Here is a 24,608-nt window from a genome sequence, read left to right on the forward strand (position 1 = left end):
CACTTCCTAAAAGGGAAAGGCTTAAGCCTTTCCCTTTACACTTTACTCATAAGCACGCTTTAATGTATAAATATCCGGTCGACGATTCTGAAGGCTGAAAAGTTGATTTCTAACCTTTTCCATATAGTCGAGGTCAATTTCTGCGGTAATCACGCCAGGCTTATTAGAGGCCCTTGCAATTACATTCCCCCATGGATCTACAATCAAGGTATTTCCATATGCGGCAAATTTCGGTTTCTGGCCGATTTGAGCCGGTGCGATAACATAGCAGCCATTTTCGATCGCTCTTGTACGCAAAATGCACTCCCAATGATCCTTACCGGTCGGCATGGTGAAATCAGCAGGCATCATCAGAATCTGCGCTCCCTCAAGAGCCATAATACGATATAACTCAGAAAAACGCATATCGTAGCAAATCGATAAACCTAAAACACCACAGTCCTTGGTATCAACGGTAACAATGTGATTGCCCGGTGAAATGCGATCCGACTCCCTGTTCTCTACTCCACCAGGGATGACAATATCAAAGGGATGAATCTTATGGTATTTTGCCACAAACTCACCATTCGGATTAATAATCATAGTTGAGTTGTAAGGTCGATTGTCTTCTTTATTGATTTCATAGATGCTTCCGCAATGTAACCAGACGGAAAGTTCTTTTGCTAAAGAAGACATCAACTGAAATGTCCGTCCCCCCGGCACCTCTTCTGCATGTCCGACACTGTCCGGGCCACAATAATTCATATTTTCCGGCATAGTAATCAGCTTTGCTCCGCGTCCAGCTGCTTCACGTATAAAGGCTTCCGCTACATGCAGATTTTCGTCAACATTTTTCTGGGAATCCATTTGAATTGCTGCGGCAATAAATTTATTTGTCATCGTTTACTCCTTTTAATTGTTTACTCACGCTTTTTTCTTCTTGCGCCCAAACAGCAAATGGCCGCCAATAAGGAAAAAGAGGAATAATAATACCGAAACTACCGTGGTAATCATCGGCGCTGTAAAGATTGCCAGGGATCCAACAACCATATAAGGAATTTGCCATGCATAGCCCAATGTGCTGGAGGTGGAAATACAGGAAGAAGCTGCTGTATCCGAATCCGGATCCATTACCTTGATCAGCATAAGACCTGTCGCTAAAACACCGCAAGCCATTCCGAAAAGTCCTACGCCGGTTTCAAACTGGTCATGTTGTAGCCAACGACGACCGAGTTTGACACAGATCAGATAATTTCCCAGCCCCATAGCCAAAGACACTACCAAAAGCGGTATGCCATAGGCAATGAATATATGCATGGAGGTTGTGGCAATAGCTGCAGTAATCATATACTCCAACGCCGCCCCGGTAATACGACTCATTGTTTTACGATCAATGTAGTTATTAAATTTCGTTTTACTAATCACTCCGCCTATAATCATACTGGAAAGAAGCACAGCCCCAACTAACGGAAAACGCTTCATGATCGGATGAATCTGGATAAGAAGTTCACGAATAATAACCCCGACAACTATGACAGCTCCAACAATTGCTAAAGAAAAGGCTAACGGATCAAGAGAAGAAGCGTTTGTTACACCGTTTCCGAGCGAACGCCGATCTGCCGGTTCTACATAACCGGTTTTTTGTTCTTTCGGCATTTCATCAAAGGACATTTTTACATGCGTAAGGCCTTTTTTTGCACCAAGGTTGATCAGAATCATTCCTGCAATCACGCCGGTTAATATGCCGATAGTGGCAAACGTTACGCCAACACCTAAGGCATCATCCCAGAATCCTGCTTCTTGAATAATCGTTCCGACGGTTGTTGCATTACCATGCCCAGCATAGAATCCCCATACTCCCATGTAGCCGAACTGATAAGGCAGATCCTTCATAAATAAACAGAAAATAGCGGTAATGCCCAAGCCAAGAATCATCTGCGCTTGGTGTGCAGCACCGGCGAGGAACGTCGTCGCCATTCCGTCACGTCCTATGGAGTCCAGCTTAATTCCTAAGAACATAGTCGCGCAGATAAATACAACCAAAGCACCCGCCCATTGTCCAATTCCCTCACTGAAAGGAATAAAGACCGGAGCAACCTGTCCAAGCCAGCTCTTACTCAGTAACATGCCTAAAAATCCTGCAATCAATGAAGTAGGAATAAAGAAACGTTGCAGAAAAGTTATTCGCCTGCGCATCTCAAAGCCAATCAACAGCAACACGCTTAAATAGGCAAAGTCCTTCAGCACTTGTGTCATTGTCATAATTCTGTCCTTTCTATTTGAGAATAAATCACCGGAAATAATTTACTTATTAATAGTACGGTATAAATTCCTCAACCAAAGAAAACTGTCCCATCATCGCATGCACCTTTGTAGGTGGATCAGTCATTCGATTGCGAACGGCCAATGTCGATCCGGATTGAGCCAATTCCCCTAAAACCTCAAACATCGCTTCAGAAGCCGCCAACATAGAAGAAATGGGAAATAAACCGATGCTGAAACCAAGCGCGGCAACATCTTTTGGCGGAACATTTCCTCCTACATAGCCTTTTTCGTTTAAGTTTACCATCAACGGAATCTTTGCTTCCTTTGCTACACGTTTCAACTCTTCCATGGACTTAATCCCATCTACGTAGGCATAATCTGCTCCCGCTTCTTTTGCCGCGTTAATACGAGAAATGGATTCATCGATTCCATATCCATAAAGGTTTGCGCATGTGCGATAAATCAAAACAAATTCTTCACTAACTGCTGCGCGAATTGCTTTGATTTTCGGTGCAACAAAATCCCAATCTAAAATTTCGTCCTTATCCGGACGAAGCGCAGGCAGAACCTTATCGTCAATTTGCAAACCGGCGCATCCGAGCTGTTCATACATTTTTCCTGTGTTGGCTGCATGAATCGCGTTACCGAATCCGGCATCCGCATCGGCGACAAGTGGAATTGTAACGGTGCTCGTAATATGCGTAATTGCATCGGCAAAGTCAGCTAAGCTTAAAAAACCAATATCCGGTCTACCAATACGGCTATAAGCCAATGCTCCACCGGAAAGAAAAAGTGCAGGAAATTTCGACTCTTCGGCTATCTTTGCCGACAAGCAATCATATACACCGGGAAGTGTTAGGAATTCGTTTTCCGAAAGCAGTTTTCGAAACTTTTTTGCCTGAATATTTACCATAAAGTACTCCTCCTTTTTTTGTTCCTTTAGTACATTTAACTTGATTATTTCTAAAGTGCTATTTCCTGTCAATTCGAATCGTGATATCTCTTCATAACCAATTGGCTATTGCTATCCGATTTTTCAAAATAAAAAGGATGATTGTCAACTCCTTTTAGAAAGGAAAACGATTTGTCCTATAAAGTATGAAACAAATTCTAAACCATTAAAAAAGAGCCGCAACACGCGTTGCGACTCGATGACGTGCCATTGAGGATTCGAACCCCAGGCCTTCTGGTCCGTAGCCAGACGCTCTATCCAGCTGAGCTAATGGCACCCGTCTATTGCATGATAGCATACATGTTTCGGAAATACAAATTTTTGAAGGAATCGCATAAAACTCGTATACTATAGGAAAGATAAACCTGCACAGATACCGTTTACAGGAGAGGCTATGAGTATCAGTATCATTCAATCCAAATTCACGTCGTTGCTCGAACCCGACCGTATCGCAAGCTATGATCAGGAAACCAATCACGAAACGACGATGATGCTCATTCACAGTATGAGCCGTTTTCTCTATGTCACGGAAGGAAAGGCGACAATTCGTATTAACGGCAAAGATTACAGCATGATGCCGGGAACGATGATCGCAATTCTCCCCTGGGATGTGACACAGATTACCGCTATTGAAAAACCGGTTACGTATGAGCGGATCATTTATAATTTGAATTTCATTAACCTCTATCTACGCTCCGACTATAATCCGAACAAACAGTTTTTTGCACTCTGGCATCGCATGCGGCAACATCCGGTTATTCATGCGAATAAGGAAGAAGCGCGAAGGATTCATAGCGCAATTGAACGGCTGCGAAACGAAGTCGGTGTAGAAAGTGTGTTTTCCGATCAGCAGGACAAGCGTCCGAAAGAGATGTTCAGCGAAATGTATACGGTATCGTTGATTATTGAGCTTCTTGTGCTCTTTGTTCGTGCTTTGGAAGATGCTGACGAGAGAAAGAAAGCATCCTACGTGGTAAAACCTGCCAATGCAAGCGATTCCTCATTTTTTATCGGTGATCTCTTGAACTTTCTTTATAGCCATTTGCAAGAAAAAATTACGTTGGAACGGCTGAACAAGATATTCTTTGTCAGCCAATCCACCATTTCGAAACGCCTGAAAGAGACACTGGGCTATACCTTCCAGGAGCTCATCACATCGATGCGCATTTACAAAGCGATGGACCTATTAACCTATACCGATTTCAGTCTCCAGGAGATTGCTAAGCTCGTGGGCATGAATGATGCAGCGCATCTTGTACATTCCTTCGAAGCTATGGAGGACATGACGCCCAATGAATTTTGCACCAATTTCACATCTGCCATTGAGCGCAAAACGCATCTGAAGGCTTCGGAATCCTCCTCTGCGCTGGAAGTGGTGAATGACATTTTGAATAACTATCAAAATCCTTTGCTCACGCCGCAGGCGATCGCCGAAAAGCATCAGCTTTCGCTTGTGGAGCTCAACCGCATCACGCTTTACTATGTGGAGCGATCCGCTACAGAATTCATTGCCTCGTTACGTATTAATCGCGCTTCCGAGCTGCTTTTGCGTTCTGAATTGCCTGTCACGGAAATTGCTATGATCGTCGGGTTTAAAACCCTCAAAACCTTCTACCGTTACTTCCGCAAAACCTTCGACACCTCCCCCACCGATTTTCGAAAACGGGTTCATTTTCAGCAGGCAGATGGTAGCGTGGAAATGGGAGAATGAAACAGAATCGTTGCTCTTTCTTTATAAAAATACGGTGCAGTCTATGGCTGCACCGTATTTTATAGAGTGGGGACATCGATCACGCAACCCCATACAAAAAAAACTATTCCAGTGTCTCTCTTACTATCTTTGCCAGCTCTTCTGCCGACAGAGCCGACTGGCCGTTGACCAGCTGCGGGGAACCACCGCCGCGCACTTGTCCGGCATCCTTAACCAAAGCGAGCCAATCGCGCGCTTTTCCTTCGACAGAGACAAATACCAAGGCACAACCGCCCTGTTTTTCTGCCAATAGTATTTTGGAACATTTCTCTTCGGAAACCAGTTTTTGTCCGATGTTTCGCAGCATGGCGGCATCGGATGCGGGAAGGCAAATCACTAAATCGGAAGATGCGGCGAGTGTTTTGGCTTTCGCTGCAGCGAGAGCTTCTTCCAGCTCCTTGATGTGATCTTTCTGCTGCCGTTCATTGTCAAGCATTGCCGAGACACGTTCGACAAGTTCTTTTTCGCTTACCTTGAGCTTGCGTTCTAACGTACGTAAAAGATCATACTTTTCTTTTAAAGCGCGGCCCACTGCCGGCCCGATCACAACATGTACGCGAACACCACGCGTTGTTTTCTCCTGTTCCAATAAAACAAAACTTCCGATCTCTACGGTATTGTGCAGATGCGGTGTTCCGCAGGGCTGCTCATCTAAATCGCCGTAACGAACGACACGAACGGTGTCAAACTGCTGATAGTCCGGATCCGGATACTCTTCCCCCTTCACATATTCCAGCGAAAGCGGTACGGCATCGCGAATGGCCTGATTGATATATGCCTGCATATCGGCCATTTCTTCTTCCGTGAATTCGCCCCGGTCCACTTCAAACCACTGATTGCCTTCATGCACACCAACAGCAATCATAATGTGTCCCTGGCGGTGAAAATATCCGTCAAAGAGATGAAGAGCACTTTGTGCGGCGGTATTCGTTAGGCGGGTATCCTCGTCCACTTCCATGTGGATGGGATCCATTAATTTTCCATCTACGCAATGCCAAAGCTCGCCATCTTCCCAAAATAGGTCGGTCACCGGAAGGCCATTGATGGTTCCTGTATCACCGGGCATGCCTCCCTTTTCGCCCCAAAAAACGGTATCTTCAAAAGTATAGGCGCCGTCTTTTTCTTGGGCAATTTTGGTGTCTGTCGTCAAGCGCCAAAAATCGTCATAGTGTCCGGTCATCTTAACCCCCTATCGTTTCCCAATGATCTTCTCCTATTACATACCCCTTTTTATACAAAAGAAAAGAGGGAGACCGAAGTCTCCCCCCTTCGCTAAGGGATGGCAAGGTTCCCTCAGCTCTGTTCGTATTTTGTTCTTCGTTAGAAAATCATTTCCGCTACGGTCAGAATGATCGCGCAAGCCACAGCAATGATGATGAGCAGCTTGAAGACCCACTTGAGGTAGGTTGCATACTCGACACGTGCCGCGGCGACACCACCCATAACAACACCAGAGGTCGGGGTTGCCATATTGACGACACCGGAACCAGCGGTGAAGATATTGACCATGATGTTCGGGTTAAATCCAAGTTGTGCAGCGAGGCCGCCCATAACCGGGATGGACAAACCGGCAAGACCGGAAGTCGACGGAACCAAGAAGCTCAACAGGATGTAGACCACGAGGGACAGCGGAACAAAGACCGCGCCCGGAACGCCTTGCAGCATGCGGGTGCACTGATCGAGTATCCAGAAGTCCATGTGTGTCTTGCCCATAACAACGGTGATACCACGGGAAACCGCGATAATGATACCGACGGAAAGAAGGTCTTTCGAGCCATCAATGAACGTCTCGATGTAGCTGTGCTCACTGTAGCCACCAATAAGAGCGATAACGATGGAACCAATGATAAACCAAGCAGCCAGTTCCAAGAAGTACCACCAGCCGAGCGGCTTACCAGTTAAGAAATCGCTCCAGCCGAAAGCGGCTAGGTAAGCATCTTCGTCACCACCGAAGTTGAGATCCTGATACGAAATCAGGGAGGCAATCATCACGACGAACATCAATGCGAAGACGCAAAGGATAGCCTTATGACGACCAGTGAATTCGATTTTCGCATTCGGATCTTCTTCGCCGAAGTGTTCACGCATGGTTTCCTGCTCCTGCAGGGAAAGAATCGTCGATCCTTTATCCTTCTTCACCTTCTTCGCATATCGAAGCGTAAAGGCGATGGCAATCGCGATGACCGCCAGCCAGAGGATGGCACCGATGAGGTAGATCAAACCGCTGTTCGGCTCAATGCCGATCGCATTCAATCCGCCAATGGCAACGCCTGTAGCAAACGGGTTGATCGTCGAGCCCAAGCAACCGGCAGCAGAACCGACTAGAACCGTAGCGAGCGCCACAATCGAGTCAAACCCGGCGATAACCATGGCCGATGTAATAAAGGCATAGAAACCGATCGTTTCCTCCGCCATACCGTAGGTGGTTCCACCCAAGGAGAACAGGAACATCAGGACGACGATAAGAATTTCTTCTTTGCCATGCATCTTGTGAACCAGGGCATTGACACCCGCTTCCAGAGCACCGGTTTTCATGACGACATTCAGGAAGCCACCGAGGGCAACGATGAACATCAAGAGGTCGGAAGCATCGGTAAAGCCGTTCGGGATGGCCATCACGAAGTCTTTTAGTTGGGCAGCAACGACCTGAACATGCTCGCCGCCTTTCACGGTATCCAATAATTCCCCATATTTATCGGGATCCAGCGAGTTGATAATGGAATCGCTGATCTGTGCGCCGTTCAAGAAAACCGAAATTACACAAAGAACGGCAAGAATAATGACAAGGATGGTAAAGGCCGATAGAGAATGACGTTTCTTTTTTGCGGGCATCGTCTCGGCATTCGGCTGGGTATTCATTTCAGCCATAACAAACTCCTTTCAATTCTTTCTTCCGAACCGAGGTTCGGTTGTTGACGGACTATCGTGTAATAACCGTGCCCGTCTTTCCTTCCAATGCATCTTTTGCTTTCGCGAGAGACGTGATCAGCGCCTTGCCGCCTTCACGTTGTTGGACGTAATCCAAGCATGCCTCAATTTTCGGAAGCATGGATCCCGGAGCAAATTGTCCCTGCGCAATGTACTCTTTCGCCTGCTCGACGTTCATCGAGTCGATCGCTTTTTGATCCGGTTTATTAAAGTTTACCGCAACTTGATCGACTGCGGTAAGAATAACGAGCATGTCCGCATCAATATCGAGCGCTAAGCGAGAAGAGGAACGATCTTTATCAATAACCGCCGGTACGCCACGATAGGCGCCCTGCTCTTCTACCACCGGAATACCACCGCCACCGACTGTAATGACGATATCGCCCAGATCAACAAGCTGTTTGACAACTCCCAATTCGACAATTTTTTTTGGAAGCGGGCTGGCTACCACGCGACGATATCCGCGGCCGGCATCTTCGACAAACGTATAACCCGTTTCTGCAGCCAGCTTATCCGCCGTTTCTTTATCCATGAAACTGCCAATCGGCTTGCTCGGCTTTTGGAACGCCGGATCCTTTTCATCAACGACAACCTGTGTAACAACACAGGCAACTTTACGATCGCTCATCTTGCGCGCAGCCAATTCCGCCTGAATGGATTGCATCAAATGATAGCCGATGTAGCCCTGGCTCATCGCACCACATTCCGGGAAAGGCATAATAGGCGTATTGCCGCCGTGTTCCGCCGAAAACGACATCGCATTGTTGATCATGCCCACTTGGGGGCCGTTGCCGTGTCCGATAATGACATCGCAGCTTTCGGCGAGATCGACAATGGTCTTTGCCGTCTGTTTCACCAGTTCAAGCTGTTCGCTCGGCGTGTTGCCCAGTGCGTTGCCGCCTAAAGCAACCACAATCCGTTTTTTAGTCATATATTCTCCTTCAATATTGGATAGCAAATCCATCAAGCCGTAAACCGGTACGCCTCGAGGTGTACCGGTTTACGGATGGATTACTCTTACATTCTATTAGTTTTCACGAATCAACGGCATGGACATGCAGCGCGGGCCGCCACGACCGACCGTCAGGTTGTCTGCGTCGAGCTCGATGACTTCAAATCCGGCTTCCTTCAAGGATTTATTCGTCTCGAAGTTGCGCTTGTAAACGACGATCTTGCCCGGGGAAAGCGTCAAGGTGTTGGAACCATCGGTCCACTGTTCACGCTCAGCAGCCATGTCATCGCCACCGCCGCACGGGAACAGACGAACTTTTTCAATACCCAAGATGCCGGCCAGGATCTCACCCAAAGAACCCTTGTGTTCTTCGATTTTGACGTCATGTTTTGCTTCGTCTTTCGTCAGTTCGAACACGCGCAGTGTTGCGGTGATGCCCGGATGATACGTAAAAGCATCGTGATCGATCATCGTGAAGACGGTGTCAAGGTGCATGAATGCACGGGATACCGGAATATTGAATGCGAAGATGCGCTCGATCTTATTGCCTTCCGTTTCGAAGAAGAGGTTCATGGCCAATTTCTGGATGGCGTCGGCCGTCGTACGCTGAGAAATACCAACGAACAGTGTTTTTTCATCTACGTTGAAGACGTCTCCGCCCTCAATGTGGAAGTGATTGTGACGTCCGTAGAGGTCTTTGACCTGTCCCTTGTATTCCGGATGATATTTGAAGATGTAATCCGCATAGATGGTCTCACGGTTGCGGGTTACGGAAAACATTTTATTAATCACAGCACCGTTGCCAACCGAGGCGAACGGATCGCGCGTGAAGTAGAGGTTCGGCATCGGATTGACGAGAAGGTAAGGATGTTCCAATTCGTCAATCAGGAAGTTGGTTTCGATGTCGCCCAATTCTTTGAAGGAAACACCAGCCATAGTCTTCATGACAAACTCTTTGGTGTCTTTGATACCGGCAAAGAAGTTTTTGAGAATCTTATGATAGGTTTCGGTATAGATACCGGCATCATCCAAGTATTCATCGATAAATTTCTCGCGAAGGCCCTCGTTTGCATCCAGGGTTTCCGCCATTAAATCTTCAAGGTAAACTACCTCCACGCCTTCTTTGCGAAGGATGTCGGTGAACGCATCATGTTCTTTTTGCGCTTTTACTAAATCCGGAATATCGTCGAAGAGCAATTCCGCGAGCGTATCCGGTGTAAGGTATTTCAGTTCTTCGCCCGGACGATGGACCAGGACCTTCCTAAGGGGCTGAATCTCACTTGTAACTTGAATGGGTTTCATAGCATTCCTTTCTTTTCCTTGTTGATCTCGTAAAAGATCTTCTTCTACGTTGTAAAAAAACGATTTTCTGCTCTACGGGTACACCCGTAAAACCAGATTTAGTATATTGCCCACAAGAAAAAAAGTAAAGACAAGTAGCGTGGGTTTCATTGTAAAAACGTGGAAAAGCATGCCTGTAGAATAAGAATTTGACCGAATTTCGATTTTTCAGAATCGTTTTATATGATACGACATATGGTACCCTTCTTTTTCCTTGTTATTTTTACCTGAAGAGCCTTTAATCGCAGGCAAACCGTTTTCCTTTTGTCCATGGAAAGGAATCAGACACAGAACAAACTGAGACTACGTGCAAGGCCCTTGTCATTTAATGCTATAATAATTGCATCGCAACACGTAAGGAGGGCATCATGAACTGGGAGACTACCAACTTTATACATCAAATTATTGAGGAAGAATCTGCACCCGGCGGACGTGTTTACGGACAACAGATCGTCACCCGCTTTCCACCGGAGCCGAACGGATTTTTACATATCGGTCATGCGAAAGCGATCAATATGGATTTCGGTACTGCATTGAAATACGGCGGCATATGCAATTTGCGTATGGATGATACCAATCCGGTTAAAGAAGATACCGTATTTGTCGAATCCATTCAGGAAGATATTCACTGGCTCGGCTTTGACTGGGGCGATCGCTTCTACTTCGCGTCCGATTACTTTGAACGTATGTTCGAAGCGGCCATTGTCCTCATTAAAAAAGGACTGGCCTATGTGGATGATCTTTCCGCTGAGGAAATGCGCGCCTATCGCGGCACGCTTACCGAACCCGGAAAACCAAGCCCCTGGCGAGATCGTAGCGTGGACGAAAATCTCGATCTTTTCCAACGCATGCGTGATGGGGCGTTTGCAGACGGTGAAAAAACGCTGCGCGCAAAAATTGATCTTGCGTCCGGCAATATCAATATGCGCGATCCCGTTATCTACCGAATTGCGCATCAGCATCACCATCGCCAAGGAGATAAATGGTGCATTTATCCCATGTACGACTTTGCCCACCCCATCGAGGATGCCATCGAAGGCATCACGCATTCCCTCTGTTCCTTGGAGTTTGAGAATCATCGTCCGCTCTATGATTGGGTCGTAGGCAACACGGATATGCCCCATAAACCGCGGCAAATCGAATTTGCGCGTCTCAATCTTACGCATACCGTTATGAGCAAGCGAAAATTACGCACTTTGGTGGAGAAAGGGTTGGTTGACGGATGGGACGATCCGCGTCTACCGACCATTCAGGGCTTGCGTCGGCGCGGCTTTACTCCGCAAAGCATCCGTAATTTCTGTGAGCGCATCGGCATGACGAAGACCGACAGCATGGTGGATGCTCGCTTCCTTGATTATTGTGTACGAGAAGATCTCAATGAACATGCTCCGCGTGCGATGGCGGTATTAGATCCTATTATGCTTGTCATCGATAATTATCCGGAGGATAAGACGGATATCTGCACCATCGCCAATCATCCCAAGGATCCGTCCATGGGAACACACACCATTCCCTTCGGTAAGAAGATCTGGATCGAACGCGAAGATTTTATGATTCAGCCACCGAAGAAGTACTATCGTCTCTTCCCCGGCAATGAAGTGCGCCTCCAAAACGCGTATATCGTCAAGGCAACGGATTATGAGTTGGATGAAAACGGCAATGTGAAAGTGGTCCATGCCACCTATGATCCGGAATCCTTTGGTGGCACGGCACCGGATGGCCGGAAAATTCGCGGTACCATTCACTGGGTGCCGGTGAACGAAGGCGTCACGGCGGAAGTACGTCTTTACGATCGTCTCTTTACGGTGGAGAATCCGGATGGTGAAGATGCGGATTACCAAGAGCTGTTGAATCCGGAATCGCTCACGATCCTTTCGAATGCCGTTGTGGAACCATGGCTTGCCGAAAAGCATGAGGATTCCATTCGCTATCAGTTTATGCGTAAAGGGTATTTCTGCGAGGATCGCCATTATTCGACGCCGGAAAAGCATATTTACAATCGCGTCGTAACGCTTCGTGACAGTTTTAACCCGGAAAGCGAACCGACGCAACACTAAAAATCCGAATGGAGGAATCATGTCATCCTACCGTATGCTGATACACCGCGACAAACGAGGAGTCCTATTGGCGCAAAAAAAGCATGTGCCACGGAAAAAGAATACGATTTTTCTTGTTCTGCTGAGCTTTCTTCTTCCGCTCCTCCTTTTAACGCCGGCCTTTATATACTCCGGCATCTTTCCTTTCGGGGATCACACAACATTGGCGGTCGATCTGCGTAATCAGTATGTTGGATTTTTTGAGGCCTTTCGGCGTTTGACGACCGATCCCGGCGGACTGCTCTTTAACTTTACGAAGGGACCCGGCGGGATCATGAGCGCAACAGATGCGTATTACCTGTGCAGTCCGTTCAATTTCCTTTTTTTGCTTTTTTCCTCCTCACAGCTTCCCTTGGCCGTCGAAGCGATTCAACTGCTCAAGGTCTGTTTTTCGGCGCTCACCTTTTCCCTTCTGTTGATAAAAAGGGAGCATGGCGATGATTGGCGCACACTGCTTTTTTCGAGCTGCTATGCGCTGATGTCTTTTACCATGGCCAATCTTTTGAATGTGATGTGGTTGGATCTACTGTATATGACTCCGCTCGTCATCCTTTTTTTGGAGCGAATGTTGGATGGGAAAAGCCCGGTTCCCTATATTCTGTCACTAGCACTTTCCGTCATTATCAATTTTTACATGGCCTATATGCTATGTATCTTTTTGGTGCTTTATGCCGTTTGGACCATTGTGCGTCGCACGTCTGCCCTGCGCGGCTCGTTCTTTTTCAAAACTAAGCAGTGCATTATCCAGTTCTTGCGCTTCTTGCTGTTCTCCTTTATTGCAGGAACCTTAACGGCGTGGCTTCTTTTTCCGAACTTATACACCCTTTTGCTGAGCAAGGGGCCGTATCAGGAAAATGTCGTTGCGGATCTTTCTTTACGGTATCCCCCGCTCGACCCACTTTCGCGCTTGATCCCTGCTGCCTTTGATTATGATCAGGTATCCAATGGATACGCGAACATTTATGTCGGATTGGTTCCTTCCATATTGACCCTGTTTTATTTTGCCAATCCACGCATCACGAAACGGGAACGCTTCTGTTCTCTTTTGTTGGTGCTTTTCCTGCTGCTTTCGATGAACATGAAGAAGCTGAACATCTTCTGGCATGGCATGCAATATCCCATCTGGTATAACTATCGCTTTTCTTGGGTTTTCAGCTTTTTTACACTGCTGATTGCGTTTCGTGGCTTTCGACGTATGAAACGGGTCTCCATCGTTCAAACGGGACTTGTTTTCGTGTTCTATGCGGTGCTATTGCTCTATCTTGGAATTCAAAAAGTACAGAACCAAGACGCATACTCCTTCCTCACTATTTTTCATCTGATAGCGACCTTTGTTTTGATCGTTTTGCTGCTGATTCTTTTTCAACAATGGAGCAAGGAAAAGCACACCCTGCAGATGGCCTCTTTTCTTTTGTTGCTGTTTACTTTTTTGGATCTAACGATTAATTCTGCGGTCTATACAGCGTGCTTTTCCTATGAAACCTATACCGAATTTGCTTTTTATGATCAACAGATGCAGGAGGCACTCTCCCCGATTCTTCCGCCGGACAATGATTTTTATCGCATCGAGAAAACTTTTATGCACGATAACAATGATGGTATGCGTTTTAATTATAGCGGCTTAACGCATTTTAATTCCACGTATGAATATAACACGATTGAGTTGCTTTCCAGCCTCGGCTTTTCGCGCGGACGCGCCTCTACGGCCGGAGGCAATGCAACGAAGCTCACGGATGCTTTGTTCGGCATTCGTTACTATTTGGACGGAAAGTATCAGGCGGACGTAGAAGGCGTGATGAAGGAGGGCGTCGGTTGTTTTCAATCGAAGTCGCATCGTCCGGATGTCCGGGACATGACTCCTGTTGCGCAGTATCGCTACATTGATGTATATGAAAATCCGTGGTGTATGCCATTTGGTATGCTGGCGGAAAAAGAAGTGGCTTCCCTTGATGCGGGAAGAATGAATCCCATGGATTTTCAGGACCATATCGCCAATATGCTCGACGGACGGGATGGAGAAGAAATCAACTACTTTGAGCATGTAACGCTTCCGGCTCCCACACTGGAGAATCTTCGACAAGAATCGGGCGGCGGAGAGATGAAAACCTATCTTCGCGTTTCATCGGATAAAGAGGAAATCGCTCGGCTGAACTATTCCATTCAAACGCAGGGAAACCGTTCCGCTTACGTCACGATTTCCGAAACACTCAATTCCTCAAATTCCTTTGTGTATTTGGACGACGAACAGATCGGCAATAAACGATCCGGTGAAGTCACCACATCGCAAATCCTTAATATCTCCGGCGCAAAGGATGGAGCTAAAACGCAGAAATTATCCATTCAGATGCATAACAAAAAAGAACGCTTTTCGATCAACCACATGGCACTTTTCACCTTGAACGAGGAAGCGTTACGTCGTGCGGTGGAGTATCAGCGCCAAAACGGTTTAAAGCTGACGCATTTTTCTTCCACGGCTTTCTCCGGTACCTTCCAGGCGGATAAGGATACTTCCTATCTCCTTCTTTCTCTTCCCTATGATGAGGGATGGAAAGCAAAGCTTGATGGAGAAGCTGTGAAAACTGTACGGGTTCTGAATGCACTGACGGCCATCCCCGTTTCCCCCGGAGAACATTCGCTGGAGATGACCTTTCATGTTCCACTTCTTTTGCCCGGGCTTTGTCTCACCGTGGGAGGCGTTGTTTTTCTGTTCGGCATCGTTCGAAGCACGCGAACAAAAAAACGCTCTTCCTACCAGAGCAATACGGAGCAAAGAGCATCATGACCCTTCGCTCTCTTCGTTGGATGAATCTTGTGGCAAGAATCACAGGAGCTATCCTTTTTCTCATTGCCTGCATCCCGCTGCAAGGGATCCATCCTTGGATCCCCCTCTTTTTTTCCATTCTTTTCTTAGCGATGGCCGCCTGTTTAGACTATCGCTATTGGCGTTGTCCGCATTGTCATCATCATTTGGGAAGACGCATGTTTCCCTTCCCTACGTTCTGCGGGCACTGTCAACAAACGGTGCATAAGACCGATCGATCCTGGAGCAAAAAGCAGTATAAAGCCGAGCTACATCAATATATTGCACAAAAAAACGTCTCCACAAAAGAAGAGACGTTGCAAGACGAAGAGACGCAGCACGAATCGGATCCCTTCAGTGGATAACTTGCTCAGCAATCCACATGATGATGGGAATGGTGAATGCGCAACCAATGCTAGTTACGACGATGATCTGTGATGCATAGTAGGTGTCGTAACCATATATTTTTGCCTGTAACGCCAGATTAATAGCGGAAGGGCAGCTCCAAGCCACAATGGTCACCATGCGCAATTCCCACGAACCAAAGGGGAAAAGTACAAACAGTAGAATGGGAACGAGTGGAAAAAGAAGTAATCGCACAGCAGCCACCAACCAGACTCTTTTATTTTTGAATAAACCGGACAATGGCTTCTGTGCAATGAAAGCTCCCAGAATGATCATGGCTAGCGTGGAATTAATGCTTACGAGAGCGGAAATGGGCTTCAAAATAAAAGTAGGAATCGGAATCTGCGATAAATAGACAACCCATCCAAAGAAAAAAGACAAAAACATTGGGTGCTTATATATGGCTTTTATCGCTTCGATGGCCGGTTTTGCATTCTTATCCAACAAGCGGGATCCATAGAGAATAATAAACAAATTGGATATGACAGCGGAGGGAGCAATATAAAAAATGGAGCGCGGTCCGAAGAAGGCGCCGGCAATAGCTACCCCGACAAAGGCTTTATTGTTAAAAATCACCGCAAAGCGATCAAGTGGCTTTTCTACACCAAATAAGAGACGCGACAGAAAAATATAAATCACTTGGACGGAGATAGTAAATATCATAATTTTTACCAGTGCGATCGCTTCTTGCGCATCAAAGGGACGCAAAAAGGAGTGAAACAGCAAAAGTGGAAGAAAATAAAAAATGAGAATATGACTCATCTCGTTTGTTGTTTCGGAGGATAAGGAACCGCGACGCACAAGTAGAAAGCCGAATCCTGCCAAGAAGGCGAATACCAAAAATTGTTGAATAAATTCACCCATTCTTGTTCCTTTCAACACCTGATGCCGATAGAAGATCAGCATCGTACGAAGCGTGTTCTCTTACTCATTCTAACAACTTTTATGCAAAATGCAAAAGGCCGCTATCGGAGATATAGGAAACGCTTGGATATCGGATTCCCCACCTTATGAAAACGCAAGAACTCCTCAGAAACGCATTCGTGCTTCTGAGGAGTTCTCTTACTTTTGCAAATTAAAAGATACTACTTAGCCACATCGCTCGCACGTGTTTCGCGAACGATATTGACCTTGATCTGTCCGGGATACTCGAGCTCGCCTTCAATTTTCTTGGCGACATCGTGTGCCAGAACCACCATCTGATCTTCTGTTACTACTTCAGGCTTAACCGCAATACGAATTTCACGTCCGGCCTGAATCGCATAGGATTGCTCGATGCCCGGGAAGGAATTCGCAATCGCCTCCAGGTCTTCCAAACGCTTAATGTAGTTTTCCGTCGATTCACGGCGTGCACCGGGTCGCGCAGCAGAGAGAGCATCGGATGCCTTGACAATGAAGGCCTCTAATGTTGTCGGCTCCACGTCATTGTGATGCGCTTCGATGCAATGAATGACTTCTTTGCTTTCGTGATATTTTTTCGCTAAACGAACGCCCAGCTCCACGTGTGGCAGCTCAATCTCATGATCAATCGCTTTGCCCACATCGTGCAACAGCGCACCGCGCTTGGCAATTTTAACATTGGCGCCAAGCTCCATCGCCAGCATGCCGGCAAGCTGCGCCACCTCAATTGTGTGTCCGAGTGCATTCTGGCCATAGGACGTGCGATATTTGAGTTTGCCGAGTGTCTTAACAATCTCAGGATGAATATTGCGAATACCCACCTCGTCAACGGCAAGCTCGCCCGCTTCACGAATGGCATGTTCCACTTCCTGCTCCGCCTTCTGATATAACTCTTCAATGCGGGTCGGATGAATTCGGCCGTCAACGATGAGCTTTTCAAGCGCAACACGCGCCTTTTCTCTTCGCACCGGATCAAAACAGGAAAGCACAACCGCCTGCGGGGTATCATCAATAATGAGATCGACACCCGTAAGCTGTTCAAAAGCACGAATGTTGCGTCCCTCACGGCCGATGATGCGTCCTTTCATTTCATCATTCGGCAAAGAGACGACCGTTACAGTGCTTTCTGCAACATAATCAGACGCGTAGCGTTGCACGGTACGCGTAATGATTTCTCGCGCTCGACTTTCCGCTTCATCCTTGGTTTTGGCTTCTTCTTCACGCAAAATTTGTGCGCGCTCATGCACGACATCTTCACGTGTCATTTCCAACACCATTTCGCGTGCTTCTTCCGGTCGAAGATCTGCAATGCGTTCCAGTTCTTTTTGGCGCTGTGCCATGAGCTGGTCAGCACGCTGTTCTTTTCCCTTCAGACGTTCCTGATCCTTCGCTAATTTTTTCTCATCGTTTTCAATCTGCACAGATTTTTCATCCAGCAGATCTTCTCGCTTGTTCAAGCGACGTTCCGTGTCCTTTAATTCATTTTGACGGTGCGCGAATTGATTTTCCTGTTCTTCGCGCCAACGATGAATCTCGTCTTTCGCTTCCAGCAGAGCTTCTTTTTTAGCTGTCTCTGCATCGCGATTGGCATCATCCAGAATTTTTTCGGCTAATGTTTTTGCAGAACCGATTTTTTCTTGATTTTGTTTTGCGCGATACGCATTACCGAGGAAGAAAAAAATCAACGCAGCGGCAAGAAACGCGATAATTGGAATAATAATGTTATCCATGGTACCTCCTTTCCTTTAAATTTTCCTTACCCATTCTCAGTTAGTCCAACGTGAATGTTTCATTTTCTTGAGGAAGAGCGCTATTTGCGGCATTGCTCTGTCTGTCGCTCGCAAGGCCATCGCTTTCCTGTTCCCGTTGAGCCTGTTCATGGAGAGTGTCACGTAACTCTTTCTCCAATTTTTTATGCAGGTCCAGATTTTCCGCAATAAAAGTCTTCGCGTTTTCTCTCCCCTGACCGAGACGTTCGCCGTCGTAGCTATACCATGCGCCGGCGCGTTCCACAATACCAAAATCTAATGCGGTATCGAGAAGCGTTCCAATCTTGGATATGCCCGTCCCATACATAATATCAAACTCCACTCGTTTGAATGGAGGAGCGACCTTATTTTTAACCACTTTTACGCGCGTACGGTTGCCGATGACATTTTCGCCATCTTTAATCTGTTCACCTCGGCGGATGTCCAGGCGAATGGTGGAGTAAAATTTTAATGCTACTCCGCCGGTGGTCACCTCAGGATTTCCATACATCACGCCAATCTTCTGACGAATTTGATTTAGGAAGACAACGGTTGTATTGGATTTGGAAACAACCGGAGTCAGCTTGCGAAGCGCCTGACTCATGAGTCGTGCAAGAAGGCCGACATGGCTGTCCCCCATCTCTCCTTCTATTTCCGCACGCGGAACCAAAGCGGCAACAGAGTCCAGTACCACAATGTCCACAGCATTGGAGCGCACCAAGCTCTCTAAGATTTCCAATGCGGACTCGCCATCATCCGGCTGCGACAGAACCAAATTATCCGTATCCACGCCCAGACGACGGGCATAGCCGACATCCAATGCGTGTTCCGCATCGATAAAGGCAGCAATGCCTCCCAGCTTTTGTGCTTCGGCAATGGTCTCCAACGCAAGAGTTGTTTTTCCGGAGCTTTCAGGGCCGTAAATCTCCACTACACGACCACGCGGCAATCCCCCAACACCCAGCGCCAAATCCAGATTGATGGCTCCCGTCGGAATGGCGTCAATTTCCTGTACCGGTTGTTCGCCTAATTTCATGATGGCGCCTTTACCGAATTGCTTTTCTATCTTGTTGAACGCCATTTTCAGCGCTTTTTCTTTGTCTTCCTGTTTCATATTTGCAATGGCCATAATGCCTCCTCTATGTTAGATGTTGTTCAAATCCAATACTTGGTGATTTTTTAACAGATAGTCCACTCCGGAAATAATGGTAAAAGCCAACGCGAGCCATACGAAAAGATCCGGCAGAAACGTTTGATGAACTATGGAAAGCCAACTGTGTTCCATCAGCAGAACGATGATGGCAATCATCTGAAACGTCGTCTTGTATTTTCCCCATTTGGATGCGGCAATGGTCACGCCGTTGGAGGCCGCCACCGTACGAAATCCGGTAATCATGAGTTCTCGAGCGACGATAACAACCACAATCCAGGACGCAATCCGCCCTTTTCCGACGAGAAGAATAAAGGCGGTAAGGGTCAGCACTTTATCCGCTAAAGGATCCATAAATTTACCGAATGTCGTCACCAGATGATCTCGACGAGCGATATAGCCGTCCCAATAATCGGTTATGGATGCCGCCATGAATATCCAGCCGGGAATGGGACTCGTCGCATCCAACAGCAGATAGGATGCCACAAAAAAGGGAATTAAACCCATTCGAAGCATGGTTAACTTATTGGGCAGATTCATCGTCATCCTCCTCGTCATGAATATAGACTTCACGCGGTTTTGAGCCGTCCTGCGGCGAAATCGCTCCCATTGCCTCCAGATCATCAATGATGCGTCCGGCGCGAGCATATCCTATGCGAAAACGCCTTTGCAAGCCGCTGATGGACGTGGTTTCCTCGTGACTGATAAATTCCAGCACTTCCTCCATTAGCGCATCCTTCGGAGAATCCTCTCCCTCCTGTACCACATCCGCGGACTTTTCGATGGAGGCGATTAACGCTTTATCGTAACAGACGTCATGCTGATCGGTAAGGAAGTGTGTTACTTGCGATACCTCCGCATCGGAAACGAAGGCCCCCTGCACCCGCTTGGGCTTTGGGAAGTGTGCGGGATAGTACAGCATGTCGCCTTTTCCCAGCAACTTCTCGGCACCGCTTTGATCCAATATGGTACGCGAATCCACCGAAGATGAGACAGCGAAGGAAATGCGCGACGGAATATTCGCCTTAATGGTTCCGGTAATGACATCCACAGACGGGCGCTGCGTCGCAATGATCAGGTGAATTCCACAGGCTCGTGCCATCTGGGCTAAGCGCGTAATATGTGCTTCGACATCCTTGGACGCCACCATCATGAGATCGGAAAGCTCGTCAATAATGAGCACAATATAGGGCAGATTTTCCATGGAGTCATCCACCTTCTGCTGCTCACGGTATCCGGCAATATCTCGAACGGAAAACTGTGAGAAAAGCTTAAAGCGTCGTTCCATCTCTTTTACGAGTGTATATAACGCTTTCGCCGCTTTTTTCGGATCCGTAACTACCGGAATCATCAGGTGCGGAATTTCGTTATACACGGAAAGCTCAACCACCTTTGGATCGATGAGGATCAGGCGTACTTCCGAAGGCGAATACTTATACAGGATGCTCATAATGATCGTATTAATGCATACTGATTTTCCGGAGCCCGTGGCACCGGCGATGAGCAAATGAGGCATTTTGGCAATCTTCGCAATCACCGGATCCCCGTCAATGCTTTGCCCGAGCGCAATGGGAATGCCGTCCCTCTCCTGCAAAAACGCACTGCATTGCAGAAGGTCGCGCAGCGAGACGGTATCCGCTACGCGATTCGGCACTTCAATACCGACATAAGGCTTGCCCGGAATAGGCGCCTCGATACGTATGTCCTGCGCTGCCAACGCAAGAGCTAAATCATCTGCCAGGTTGGTGATGCGGCTAACTTTGATTCCCGCCTGCGGTTTCAATTCAAACTGCGTCACCGTCGGGCCGCGCTGAATGGATACCACCTTGGCATCAATACCGAACGAAGCCAATGTGGATTCAATTTTTCTGGCGCGCTGCTCAAGATCCGCTTCCCGTGTGCCACCGCTTTTTTTACCGGATTTCAGCAATTCCATTGGTGGCGTGATATAGGCTTGGTGTCCGTCTTCATCCATGGATAGGCCATAATTTTCCATACTGAACTGCTCCTCCGCAGTTGCCCCAAGCGCAGTTTCTTTCCTCTTTTGTTGTGGCGCTGCATCAGGCGCAGCAGAATCGGTGCTCTCCATTAGCGCGGAACATTCAATCTTTGATTCATCACGAAGAGGCATGTCTTCGTCTGTTTCATCTTGATAGGGCCTTGGAACATACGTCGTCGAAGGCAATTCCTCTTTCTCTGTCTCAAATCGATTTTCCTGTTGCTCGAAAGCGTCATACGAGTCGTGCAATCCTTCTTCCGCTTTTTGTGCGCGTAGCGCATTTTTATGTTGGCGACGCTGATTTGCCGCTTCATGCCAAGAGACGAGTACGGCTTTCGCTTTGTCCCATCCATTTCGCAACCAGGCGCTGAGTATCGTAAAAAACTCAACCATTTTTACGTTAAACAGGTGTAATGCGAAAAAAAACAGTACGAAGACAAAGAGCAGCCAGATTCCAATTTCTCCCATGATGTGTCGAAACAAGAAACTGAACAAGCCGCCGAAAATACCCGCGCCACGAAGAAGGTCTCCCCGTTCTGCGGAAAGCGATACGGTCGTCTCTCCGGTAGCCATAGGAAGATCTCGAACGCTGATAAGCATCGCCACACAAGTAAAAATGGCAACGACAAACAGCAGTGTGCGAAGTAATTTACCGTGCAAATTCCCGGAAACTGCAGAGAGCAGAAACAGAAAAAGAATCGGCGGGACGGCAAACACGGTCACACCGAAGAGCTTGTAGAAGCCTCCTCCGACCACCTTGCCAAACCAACCCGTTTGCTCACGAAAATAAATGGTCGCTGCACAAATAATGAGGGAAATAAAGCAGGCAACCAAAAAGTATTGTGCCTTTTGATCTTTTGTCACCCTGTTTCTGCGTCGATTTGTCTTTGCCATGCCGCCTCCTCGCCAACAAACAGTATACCATATCGTCGGCCGCAAAAAACGGCGCCAACTACAGAAAGTGTACCATCTGTGTCGGCGCCGTCTCTATTTTCGTACGGAATGTCCTTTACGGTTTTATGCTTTCGCGCAGGTTCTCATTGACGAGGAAGAAGGGCTTTGCGAGAAAGATTGATGCGACCCTTATCATCAATTTCAATGACCTTTACTTTCACTTTGTCGCCAACCTCCACAACATCCTCTACCTTCTCCACACGTTCATGCGCAAGCTTGGAAATATGGATCATTCCTTCTTTATTGCCGCCTAAGTCCACAAAGGCGCCAAACTTCATAATGCGTGCGACCGTGCCTTCATACACGTCGCCCACTTCCACGTCACGAATAATATCCAGAATCATCTGTTTTGCTTTCTCCCCGCTTTCCCCGTCGGGCGCGGTAATCGTGATATGGCCGTCATCCTCGGTATCAATTACGGCACCGGTAGCCTCCACAATGCCGTTAATGGTCTTGCCGCCCTTGCCTATGACTTCCCGAATCTTCTCGGGATCAATATCCAAAGCCAAAATGCGCGGCGCATATTTCGACAGTTCCTTGCGCGGCTCGGCAATACAATCGGTAAGAACCGTCAAAATTTCCGCACGTGCTTTCTTTGCCTGCGCCAGCGCGATTTCCATGACTTCCTTATCGATTCCTTCGATTTTGATATCCATCTGTAATGCAGTGATACCGTCTTTTGTACCGGCCACCTTAAAGTCCATATCGCCCAGATGATCCTCGAGACCCTGAATGTCGGTCAGAATGGACATGTTTTCGCCCTCTTTAATCAGGCCCATGGCAATACCCGCTACCGGCTTTTTAATGGGCACACCTGCATCCATCAAGGAAAGCGTGGAGCCGCAGATCGAAGCCTGCGAGCTAGAGCCATTGGAACTGAGAACCTCGGAGACCACGCGAATGGTATACGGGAAGGTCGTGGAATCGGGAAGCACAGGCAGAAGCGCGCGTTCCGCTAAATAGCCATGACCAATCTCACGACGTCCGGGCGAACGCAGCGGCTTGGTGTCCCCCACGCTGAACGGCGGGAAATTGTACTGATGGAAATAACTCTTTACGACTTCCTCTTGATGCAAGCCGTCAATGTATAGCACATCACGCGGGCCGCCTAAGGTGACCACGGAAAGCACCTGCGTCTGGCCGCGCTTGAAGAGACCGGAACCGTGTGCGCGCGGAAGCAGACCACATTCCGCGCTCAACGGACGAATTTCATCCATGGCACGTCCATCGGCGCGCACCTTATCTTCTGTGATGAGACGGCGAACCTCGTTTCGTACCGTTTCTTCCATAATCGCGTCAATGTCATTACGAATGCTCGGGAAAATATCCGCATCGGCGGCTTCAAAAAGCTCAAAGGTTTCTTTTTTGATCTCTGCAATGCCGTCTTCGCGAATGGTCTTGTTGTCGGAACGCAAAGCCTGAATCAGGCGCTCTTTGGAGAACGCTTCAACACGTTCGCGAAGCTGCGCATCCGGTTCATGTTTGACAAACTCAAATTTTGGCTTTCCTTCTTCTGCAGCGATTTTCTTGAAGAAGCGACAAATCGACTGAATTTCTTTATGACCGTAAAGAATGGCGCCGAGCATCTGTTCTTCGGAAAGCTCGTTCGCGCCGGCTTCCACCATCATAATGGCTTCTTCCGTACCCGAAACGGTTAAATTCAGTTCGGAATGTTCCATTTGTTCTTCACTCGGATTGATAATGTATTCGCCATTCACATAACCTACAATCACGGCGCCGGTTGGCCCGTCAAATGGAATATCGGAAAGGGACAAGGCTAAGGAAGAACCGTTCATGGCTAAAATTTCCGGTGGATCATCCGGGGAAACCGACAGAACCGTAGCGATTACTTGCACATCGTTTTTGAAGCCTTCCGGAAACAGCGGACGAATCGGACGATCCATTTGACGAGCATTGAGCGTCGCTTCCATGGATCCGCGCCCTTCGCGCTTAATATAGCCGCCGGGAATGCGACCGACCGCATACAGTTTTTCTTGATATTCACAAGTCAGCGGGAAAAAGTCCTGTCCTTCGCGCACATTGCGGTTCATAACGGCTGTCGTTAATACGATGCTGTCACCGGCACGCAGGATACATTCTCCGTTTGCCTGTTCCGCCACCTTACCAATGGTGACATGAAAGGCGTTGTTCGTTACCTCAGAACGGTAATCGAATTCTCTCATTCTTTCCTCCTCTTAGTTTAGATGAACACTCACCCTTCGTCTGCGACGAGGTCGTTCGGGTTTTTCATAGACTTGTTTAGTATATCAAATTGCGCGAAAGGACGCGAATTTCCGGATGAAAAATTTTTCTGTTTTTCTTGCACGCCTTGCAACTTTGCATCCAAAATACTTCGATACCATAAAAAAGCCTCGCTCACCGAAAGGGT

General features: G+C 47.6%; 17 protein-coding genes and 1 tRNA gene. 4 read left to right on the forward strand and 14 right to left on the reverse strand.

From position 1 onward, the window contains the following. Positions 1 to 42: 42 nt before the first annotated feature. The 4 genes from FXY30_RS05100 to FXY30_RS05115 all read right to left on the reverse strand — a co-directional run bounded on the left by FXY30_RS05100 (position 43) and on the right by FXY30_RS05115 (position 3,473). Entirely contained in the window at positions 43 to 879 is an 837-nt protein-coding gene (locus FXY30_RS05100) for a carbon-nitrogen hydrolase family protein (protein ID WP_071705603.1), read from the reverse strand. A gap of 24 nt (positions 880 to 903) precedes the next feature. Continuing rightward, on the reverse strand, positions 904 to 2,241 hold the full coding sequence (locus tag FXY30_RS05105; protein ID WP_071705604.1) for a sodium/glutamate symporter: 1,338 nt from the start codon (positions 2,239 to 2,241) through the stop codon (positions 904 to 906). Between the two features lie 49 nt (positions 2,242 to 2,290). Continuing rightward, positions 2,291 to 3,157, reverse strand: coding sequence for an isocitrate lyase/PEP mutase family protein (locus FXY30_RS05110; protein WP_071705605.1), 867 nt, complete (start codon positions 3,155 to 3,157; stop codon positions 2,291 to 2,293). A 242-nt stretch (positions 3,158 to 3,399) separates the two neighbouring features. Further along, a tRNA-Arg gene (locus FXY30_RS05115) sits at positions 3,400 to 3,473 on the reverse strand. 117 nt (positions 3,474 to 3,590) lie between these two features. Here FXY30_RS05115 and FXY30_RS05120 point away from each other — a divergent pair. Continuing rightward, a complete protein-coding gene (locus tag FXY30_RS05120) occupies positions 3,591 to 4,907 on the forward strand; it encodes a helix-turn-helix domain-containing protein (RefSeq protein ID WP_071705606.1) in 1,317 nt (438 codons plus the stop codon). A gap of 103 nt (positions 4,908 to 5,010) precedes the next feature. Here the strand turns inward: FXY30_RS05120 and FXY30_RS05125 are convergent, their stop codons facing one another. The 4 genes from FXY30_RS05125 to FXY30_RS05140 all read right to left on the reverse strand — a co-directional run bounded on the left by FXY30_RS05125 (position 5,011) and on the right by FXY30_RS05140 (position 10,128). Continuing rightward, complete coding sequence (locus FXY30_RS05125) at positions 5,011 to 6,126, reverse strand: alanyl-tRNA editing protein (RefSeq protein ID WP_071705607.1); 1,116 nt, start codon at positions 6,124 to 6,126, stop codon at positions 5,011 to 5,013. Positions 6,127 to 6,266: 140 nt separating this feature from the next. After that, a complete protein-coding gene (locus tag FXY30_RS05130) occupies positions 6,267 to 7,814 on the reverse strand; it encodes a YfcC family protein (protein ID WP_083428221.1) in 1,548 nt (515 codons plus the stop codon). Between the two features lie 52 nt (positions 7,815 to 7,866). Next, on the reverse strand, positions 7,867 to 8,805 hold the full coding sequence (gene arcC / locus FXY30_RS05135; RefSeq protein WP_071705608.1) for a carbamate kinase: 939 nt from the start codon (positions 8,803 to 8,805) through the stop codon (positions 7,867 to 7,869). Positions 8,806 to 8,901: 96 nt separating this feature from the next. Next, entirely contained in the window at positions 8,902 to 10,128 is a 1,227-nt protein-coding gene (locus FXY30_RS05140; protein WP_071705609.1) for an arginine deiminase, read from the reverse strand. 407 nt (positions 10,129 to 10,535) lie between these two features. Here FXY30_RS05140 and FXY30_RS05145 point away from each other — a divergent pair, with 407 nt between their 5' ends. The 3 genes from FXY30_RS05145 (at position 10,536) to FXY30_RS05155 (ending at position 15,428) form a co-directional block, all read left to right on the forward strand. After that, positions 10,536 to 12,224 (forward strand): glutamine--tRNA ligase/YqeY domain fusion protein, encoded by a 1,689-nt coding sequence (locus FXY30_RS05145; RefSeq protein WP_071705610.1) that lies wholly within the window; start codon positions 10,536 to 10,538, stop codon positions 12,222 to 12,224. 67 nt (positions 12,225 to 12,291) lie between these two features. Next, positions 12,292 to 15,045 (forward strand): YfhO family protein, encoded by a 2,754-nt coding sequence (locus FXY30_RS05150; protein WP_071705611.1) that lies wholly within the window; start codon positions 12,292 to 12,294, stop codon positions 15,043 to 15,045. A gap of 29 nt (positions 15,046 to 15,074) precedes the next feature. Then, positions 15,075 to 15,428 (forward strand): hypothetical protein, encoded by a 354-nt coding sequence (locus tag FXY30_RS05155; RefSeq protein ID WP_147659383.1) that lies wholly within the window; start codon positions 15,075 to 15,077, stop codon positions 15,426 to 15,428. Here FXY30_RS05155 and FXY30_RS05160 read toward each other — a convergent pair. The 6 genes from FXY30_RS05160 to FXY30_RS05185 all read right to left on the reverse strand — a co-directional run bounded on the left by FXY30_RS05160 (position 15,418) and on the right by FXY30_RS05185 (position 24,402). After that, complete coding sequence (locus FXY30_RS05160) at positions 15,418 to 16,332, reverse strand: AEC family transporter (protein WP_071705613.1); 915 nt, start codon at positions 16,330 to 16,332, stop codon at positions 15,418 to 15,420. The two genes, FXY30_RS05155 and FXY30_RS05160, sit on opposite strands and share 11 nt — an antisense overlap. A 221-nt stretch (positions 16,333 to 16,553) precedes the next feature. Then, on the reverse strand, positions 16,554 to 18,098 hold the full coding sequence (rny, locus tag FXY30_RS05165) for a ribonuclease Y (RefSeq protein ID WP_071705614.1): 1,545 nt from the start codon (positions 18,096 to 18,098) through the stop codon (positions 16,554 to 16,556). 40 nt (positions 18,099 to 18,138) lie between these two features. Continuing rightward, on the reverse strand, positions 18,139 to 19,245 hold the full coding sequence (recA, locus tag FXY30_RS05170; protein WP_071705615.1) for a recombinase RecA: 1,107 nt from the start codon (positions 19,243 to 19,245) through the stop codon (positions 18,139 to 18,141). A 15-nt stretch (positions 19,246 to 19,260) separates the two neighbouring features. After that, positions 19,261 to 19,806, reverse strand: coding sequence for a CDP-diacylglycerol--glycerol-3-phosphate 3-phosphatidyltransferase (gene pgsA, locus FXY30_RS05175; protein WP_071705616.1), 546 nt, complete (start codon positions 19,804 to 19,806; stop codon positions 19,261 to 19,263). Further along, positions 19,790 to 22,159, reverse strand: coding sequence for a DNA translocase FtsK (locus FXY30_RS05180; RefSeq protein ID WP_232009045.1), 2,370 nt, complete (start codon positions 22,157 to 22,159; stop codon positions 19,790 to 19,792). Before FXY30_RS05180 ends, pgsA begins: the two co-directional genes overlap by 17 nt. A gap of 143 nt (positions 22,160 to 22,302) precedes the next feature. Then, positions 22,303 to 24,402 carry a polyribonucleotide nucleotidyltransferase gene (locus tag FXY30_RS05185; protein WP_071705617.1) on the reverse strand — a complete coding sequence of 700 codons (2,100 nt, stop codon included), beginning with the start codon at positions 24,400 to 24,402 and terminating at the stop codon, positions 22,303 to 22,305. Between the last annotated feature and the right edge of the window lie 206 nt (positions 24,403 to 24,608).

The sequence above is a fragment of the Murdochiella vaginalis genome (genome assembly GCF_902381775.1).
In the GTDB taxonomy this organism is placed as follows: Bacteria; Bacillota; Clostridia; order Tissierellales; family Peptoniphilaceae; genus Murdochiella; species Murdochiella vaginalis.